This is a genomic window from Amycolatopsis jejuensis, from assembly GCF_000717335.1.
In the GTDB taxonomy this organism is placed as follows: Bacteria; Actinomycetota; Actinomycetes; order Mycobacteriales; family Pseudonocardiaceae; genus Amycolatopsis; species Amycolatopsis jejuensis.
In genome coordinates this window covers 22,146-28,276 of the sequence record NZ_JNYZ01000057.1, presented here as the reverse complement: position 1 = coordinate 28,276, position 6,131 = coordinate 22,146, and the positions used below count along the sequence as shown (strand labels likewise).

The window sequence follows — 6,131 nt, the reverse complement described above, 5'->3', positions numbered from 1 at the left end:
TCCGATGGGAACGCCGCGATGACATCCACGAAGCGTTCCTCGGTCTGGCGACATGCGTGATCTGCTACCGCCACATCAAAACCTTCTGTTAGGAACTCTAAGCGGCTTGGGGGGCACCCCGAAGCGGCTTTGAGGGCACCCCGAAGCGACTTTGAGGGCACCCCGAAGCCGGGATTGTGACTACGGTCTGGGGGTGCTTGTCAAGGCGGGAACGATGCCTTGACAAGCACCCCCAGACCGTGTGGAGGCTTCGTATCGGGGTGCAGGGCGGGGGCTGGCTGCCCGGGTCTCGTGGGGTTCGCGCGTGCGGCCTGGGTGGCGGGGGGAAGGCTGTGAAGGGAACCATGAGGGAATCTGATTCCGTGAAGGTGGCCTTCACGGAATGCGGGCGGGCGGGGGAGCGCGGGGTCAGGCGAGTTGGCGTTTTACTTCTGCGGCGACGCGGGATCCGTCTGCGCGTCCGGCGATCTTCGGCTGTACCGCCTTCATCACTGCGCCCATTCCGGCCATGCCGGAGGCGCCCGTCTCGGCCACCGCCTCCGTTACCAGCGTGCGCAGTTCGTCGTCCGACAGTTGTGCCGGTAGGTACCCGGTCAGTACCTCGGCTTCGGCTCGCTCCTTTTCCGCCGACTCTGCCCGGCCTGCCTTCTCGAAGGCCTCGGCGGCGTCGCGGCGTTTTTTCACCTCTCGGGTGATGATCTTGAGTACCTCGTCGTCGGAGAGTTCGCGGGCGGTGTCGCCTGCGGTTTCCTCGTAGCCGATTGCCGACAGGGTCAGCCGCAGCGTTGCCGAGCGCAGCTGGTCGCGCGACTTGATCGCGGTGGTCAGGTCGTCGTGCAAGGTCGCCTTCAGCGTCATGGGTCGATCCTGGCACCCGCGCGGCGGCGGCGCTCGTGGCGGTCTTCTAGACTCGCTCCCGATGTCCGACCAGCACGATTTCCCCTTTTCCCTGCCGGAGGTGCGGTGATGCGGCTCGTTTTCGCCGGTACCCCGGAGCCTGCCGTCGCCTCGTTGCGGGCGTTCCTGGATTCGACGCGGCACGAGGTCGTCGCGGTCGTCACGCGGCCGGATGCCCAGGCCGGACGCGGGCGCAAGGTGCTGCGGTCGCCGGTCGGGGCGCTTGCCGACGAGCACGGGATCGAGGTGCTCACCCCCGCGCGGGCCGGTGACCCGGCGTTCCTGGACCGGCTGCGTGAGCTCGCGCCGGACGTCTGCCCGGTGGTCGCGTACGGTGCGCTGCTGCCGCAGTCCGCGCTCGACATCCCGGCGCACGGCTGGGTGAACCTGCACTTCTCGCTGCTGCCCGCTTGGCGCGGCGCGGCGCCGGTGCAGGCCGCGATCCGGGCGGGCGACGAGATCACCGGTGCGTCCACCTTCCGGATCGTGAAGGAGCTCGACGCCGGTCCGGTGTTCGGCGTGGTCACCGAGAAGATCGGACCCGCCGACACCGCGGGTGTGCTGCTCGGGCGGCTCGCCGAATCCGGCGCTGACCTGCTGCGCTCCACCGTCGACGGCATCGAGGACGGCACTCTGCGCGCGGTCGAGCAGTCCGGCGAGGGCATGACCTACGCGCCGAAGGTCACCGTCGAGGACGCGCGCGTGTCGTTCGGCGACCCGGCTGTCGCGGTCGACCGGCTGATTCGCTCGGTCACGCCCGACCCCGGCGCGTGGGCGGAGTTCCGCGGCGAGCGGTTCAAGCTGGGCCTGGTCACTGTCGTCGACGAGCCGGGGCCGCCGCCGGGGGAGCTGGTGGTGGAGCGCAAGCGCGTGCTCGTGGGTACGGCGACGAAACCGGTGCGGCTGGGCGAGGTCCAGGCAGCGGGCAAGAAACGGATGGCGGCCACCGACTGGGCGCGCGGTACGAGGATCGAAGAAGGGGAGCGCCTGCGGTGAACGAGCGTGGACAGCGGAGGCCGTCGCGGCCGCAACGGGGCCGCCCGGCCCCGCGCAAACAGGGCCCGCGGCGTCCGCCGGACGTCGACCCGGCCCGTCAGGTCGCCTTCGACGTGCTGCGCGCGGTGCGTGAGAAGGACGCGTACGCGAACCTCGTCCTCCCGCAGCTGCTGCGCGAACGGCGCGTGAGCGGTCGCGACGCGGCATTGGCCACCGAGCTCACCTACGGCACCGCCCGTGCGCAGGGCCTGCTCGACGCGGTCATCGCCGCGTGTGTCGACCGTCCGATCGAGAAGACCGACCCGGTGGTGCTCGACGCGCTGCGGCTCGGCGCGTACCAGCTGCTGCGCACGCGAATCCCGGAGCACGCCGCCGTTGGGTCCACTGTGGACCTCGTACGCGCGGAAGCCGGTTCGTGGGCAACGGGATTCACCAACGCGATCCTGCGTACGGTGTCCACAAAGGACGAAGCGGAGTGGCTCGACGAGCTGGCCCCGGACGAGGCCACCGACCCGATCGGCGCGTACGCGCTGCGCACCGCACACCCGCGCTGGGTCGCGCGGTCCTTCGCGGAAGCGTTGGGGGACAAGGGCGCCGAGCTGAAGGCGGCCCTCGAAGCGGACGACGCGCGGCCCGAGGTACACCTGGTCGCCCGGCCCGGCGAGATCAGCGCTGACGAGCTGGCCGCGATCACCGGCGGCGACGTCGCGCCGTACTCGCCGTATGGCGTCCATCTGCCTGCCGGCGCAGGCGATCCGGCCGACGCCGAGCCGGTACGCGAGCACCTCGCCGCGGTGCAGGACGAGGGCAGCCAGCTGTGCGCCATCGCGGCCACGAAAGCGCCGCTCGACGGGTCCGACGAACGCTGGCTCGACCTGTGCGCGGGCCCTGGCGGCAAGGCTGCGCTGCTCGGCGCGCTGGCGAAGATCAGCGGCGCGCACGTCGATGCGGTCGAGAAGGCTCCGCACCGGGCTCGTTTGGTGGAGAACGCCACCGGAGGCCTGCCGGTCACTGTGCACGTCGCCGACGGTCGCGAGTCCGGCCTGGAACCCGGGTACGACCGCATCCTCGTCGACGCCCCGTGCAGTGGCCTGGGCGCATTGCGGCGGCGCCCGGAGGCACGGTGGCGACGCAAGCCGTCGGACGTCGCCGATCTCACGCGCCTGCAAGGCGAGCTGATCACGGCCGCACTGGACCTGCTGCGCCCGGGCGGTGTGCTCACGTACGTCGTCTGCTCGCCGCACCTGGCCGAAACCGAAGGTGTGGTAGGGGAAATCGCCCGCCGTACGAAGTCCGAGATCATCGACGCGCGCGCGTTCTTCCCGGACGTACCGCACCTCGGCGACGGCCCGTACGTGCAGCTGTGGCCACACCGGCACGGCACCGACGCGATGTTCTGCGCCGTCCTGCGCAAATCGTGACGGACCTGGGTTTGGTCGCCAGCTCGTGCGGTGGACTGGACACCCGGTTCACCGCCGAGCTGGCAAAACCCGCAGCCGCGCGAGGCTGGCGGCTGGCCATCACCCTGACCCCCACCGCGGCCCGCTGGCTGGATGAGGCCGGTGGTTTCCCCGCACTGGCGGACACCACCGACCTCCCGATCCGCAGCATCTCCCGGCTGCCGGGCGAACCCCGGCCGCACCCCGATCCGCAGACCTTCCTCTTCGCTCCGGCCTCGGCGAACTCGATCGCCAAACTCGCCCTGGGCATCGCCGACAACCAGGCCCTCACGCTCCTCGGCGATGTACTGGGCTCGCCCGGCATCACCATCGTGGTCGCGTACCAGATCCAGGACACCCGGGTCCATCATCCGGCTTGGCAGCGGCACCTGGACACCTTGACCGAGGCAGGCGTCCGCCTGTACCGCCTCGACCCGCGCCGCCCCTGGTCCGGTGCCCTGGATCTGCTACCGGGAAGTCCGTGAAGGGAACCATCACGGAATCAGATTCCGTGATGGTTCCCTTCACGGACGGGGAACTCAGCGCAGGCGCAAGGCCCGTTTCACAGTGCCGAAGAGGTCGGTCTGGTTGGTCAGCCCGACGACGTTCGCCGCCTGCGGTCCGTAAGCCGCGATCCGCACCTGGGTCCCGGTGTGCTCCATCGACGACCCGGGCAGCGCCGTGCCGTAGTTGAGGGTCATGTTCGCGCCCTCGTTGGTGACCAACGTGGCCGTCTGCCCGGGCGACTTCGCGTCATTCGACACGATCTGGCTCGTGTGCCCGTGGTCCGCCGTCACCACGACCAGCGTGTCCGCGTGGCTCCGCGCATACGCGAGACCAGCCGCGACAGCCGCGTCGAAGTCGATCGTCTCGCCGATCTGGCCGCACGGGTCGGCCGCGTGGTCCTGCTTGTCGATCGACGCGCCTTCCACCTGCAGGAAGAAGCCCTTGCCACGGCGGTCGTCGAGGAGCTGGAGCGCCTTGCGCGTCTGCTCGGCGAGCTTCGGCTGCGTCTTGGGCAGCGCGGGGTTCGGCGTGCAGCGCGACGGCGCGGTACCGCCCTGAACGGCCTTCGGCCCGACCCAGTTCACCGGCAGGTTGCCCGGCGCGAACAGGCCGAGCAGCGGCTTGCCCGGACGTGCTTTCGCGAGGTCGTCCGAGGTCGTCACCACGTCGTACCCGGCGGCTTTCGCCTGGTCCAGCACCGGCTTGCCCTTGAACTGGCCCGCCGTCGCCTTCTGGTCGAAGTACTTCGCCCCGCCGCCGAGCAGCACGTCCGGCCGGGTCTGCACGAGCTGTTCGGAAATCGAGCCCGCGCCGCCGTTCTCCTTGGCGTTCTGCGCGCACTTCTTGGTGGTCTCGTCCGGGCCCTTGCAGTCGCGGTCGACCACGTGCGCGCCGAGCACGGCCGGGGTCGCGTCCTGGACCTCGGACGTGGTCACGTCACCGGTGCGCAGGCCACCGCGCTTGGCCAGCTCCAGCAAGGTCGGTACGGGATTGCCGTACGCGTCCACGGAAATCGCGCCGTTGTACGTCTTCGTGCCGGTCGCCCAGCCGGTGCCGGACGCCGCCGAGTCGGTGACGTAGTCCGGCTTCGCCGGGTTGCCCTTCTCGACCGCGTACGTCGTGTAGTCGCCGGTCAGCGGCAGCTCGTCCATGGCGAGCCGCCCGGCCGCGCCGCGCTCGTAGTTGCGCGCGGACGTGATCTCGGACTGGCCCATGCCGTCGCCGATGAACAGGATCACGTTGCGGGCGGCGCCACCCTGGATCGCCTGGCGGACCTCCTGCGTGCGGTCGCCGGAAGCGGCCGCGGCCCGGGCTGCGGAATCGTCGCTTTCCGGCGACGCGGCGAACGCGACGGGGGCGGCGGCGACCAGCGCGGCGCCCAGCACGCCCGCGGTCACCCACTTGCGGCGGCCGGTCAAGACCGTTCTCATGCTTCTCCTCGGGGACTTCGGGTCCGGAACTTCCGGATGCGTCCCATTAGGTCGGCCGCATGTGTTGCCGGGCCGTCGTCCGGATGATCGCGGTGTGTCCGGATGGCGAACTCCGATGCGGTCACGGCCGGTGAACGGGAGGGAACCGCGCCCTCCTACACTCGGGACGTGGCCGTCCCTCTCATCGCCCCCAGCATCCTGTCCGCCGACTTCGCCCGGCTCGGCGAGGAGATCGCGGCGGTGGCGCGCCCCGGCGACACCAGGGCCGACTGGGTGCACGTGGACGTCATGGACGCGCACTTCGTCCCCAACCTCACGCTCGGCCTTCCGGTGGTCCAGTCGCTGCTGAAGTCCACCGACCTGCCGCTCGACTGCCACCTGATGATCGACGACCCGGACCGCTGGGCGATCGGGTACGCCGAGGCGGGCGCGTACAACGTCACGGTGCACGCGGAAGCCGCGCACGACCCGGTCAAGCTGGCGAAGAACCTGCGTGCGGCAGGGGCGAAGGCCGGGCTCTCGATCAAGCCGGGCACACCGCTCGAACCGCATCTGGACACCCTCAAGCACTACGACACGCTGCTGGTCATGTCGGTCGAACCGGGCTTCGGCGGGCAGTCGTTCATCGCCGACGTGCTGGAGAAGGTCCGCACCGCGCGGCGGCTGGTCGACACCGGGCACCTCAAGCTGGTCGTCGAGATCGACGGCGGGATCAACGCCGACACCATCGAGCAGGCCGCCGAGGCCGGGGTCGACTGCTTCGTGGCCGGTTCGGCGGTGTACGGCGCCGAGGACCCGGGCCGTGCCGTCGCCGCGTTGCGCGAGCAGGCCGCCCGCCTCCGCGTCGGCTGAGCCGCCGGAC

General features: G+C 70.7%; 6 protein-coding genes. 4 read left to right on the top strand and 2 right to left on the bottom strand.

Annotated elements, in window-relative coordinates; genetic code table 11:
* Positions 1-408: 408 nt before the first annotated feature.
* Positions 409-858 carry a GatB/YqeY domain-containing protein gene (locus tag OO71_RS44495; RefSeq protein WP_033296156.1) on the bottom strand — a complete coding sequence of 150 codons (450 nt, stop codon included), beginning with the start codon at positions 856-858 and terminating at the stop codon, positions 409-411.
* A gap of 108 nt (positions 859-966) precedes the next feature.
* On the opposite strand from OO71_RS44495, the gene fmt reads away from it, so the two are divergent.
* The 3 genes from fmt to OO71_RS44480 are packed head-to-tail and all read left to right on the top strand — an operon-like array spanning position 967 to position 3,817.
* Positions 967-1,893, top strand: coding sequence for a methionyl-tRNA formyltransferase (gene fmt / locus OO71_RS44490; protein WP_033296155.1), 927 nt, complete (start codon positions 967-969; stop codon positions 1,891-1,893).
* Positions 1,890-3,314 (top strand): RsmB/NOP family class I SAM-dependent RNA methyltransferase, encoded by a 1,425-nt coding sequence (locus OO71_RS44485; RefSeq protein WP_084145753.1) that lies wholly within the window; start codon positions 1,890-1,892, stop codon positions 3,312-3,314. The genes fmt and OO71_RS44485 overlap by 4 nt, the downstream gene beginning before the upstream one ends.
* Positions 3,311-3,817: a flavoprotein gene (locus OO71_RS44480; protein ID WP_033296154.1), complete on the top strand. Its 507-nt coding sequence runs from the start codon at positions 3,311-3,313 to the stop codon at positions 3,815-3,817. The genes OO71_RS44485 and OO71_RS44480 overlap by 4 nt, the downstream gene beginning before the upstream one ends.
* Positions 3,818-3,871: 54 nt before the next feature.
* On the opposite strand, the gene phoA is transcribed toward OO71_RS44480, so the two are convergent.
* Entirely contained in the window at positions 3,872-5,269 is a 1,398-nt protein-coding gene (gene phoA, locus OO71_RS44475) for an alkaline phosphatase (protein WP_033296153.1), read from the bottom strand.
* Between the two features lie 168 nt (positions 5,270-5,437).
* Between phoA and rpe the strand changes: the two genes are divergently transcribed.
* Entirely contained in the window at positions 5,438-6,121 is a 684-nt protein-coding gene (gene rpe, locus OO71_RS44470; RefSeq protein ID WP_033296159.1) for a ribulose-phosphate 3-epimerase, read from the top strand.
* Positions 6,122-6,131: the final 10 nt, after the last annotated feature.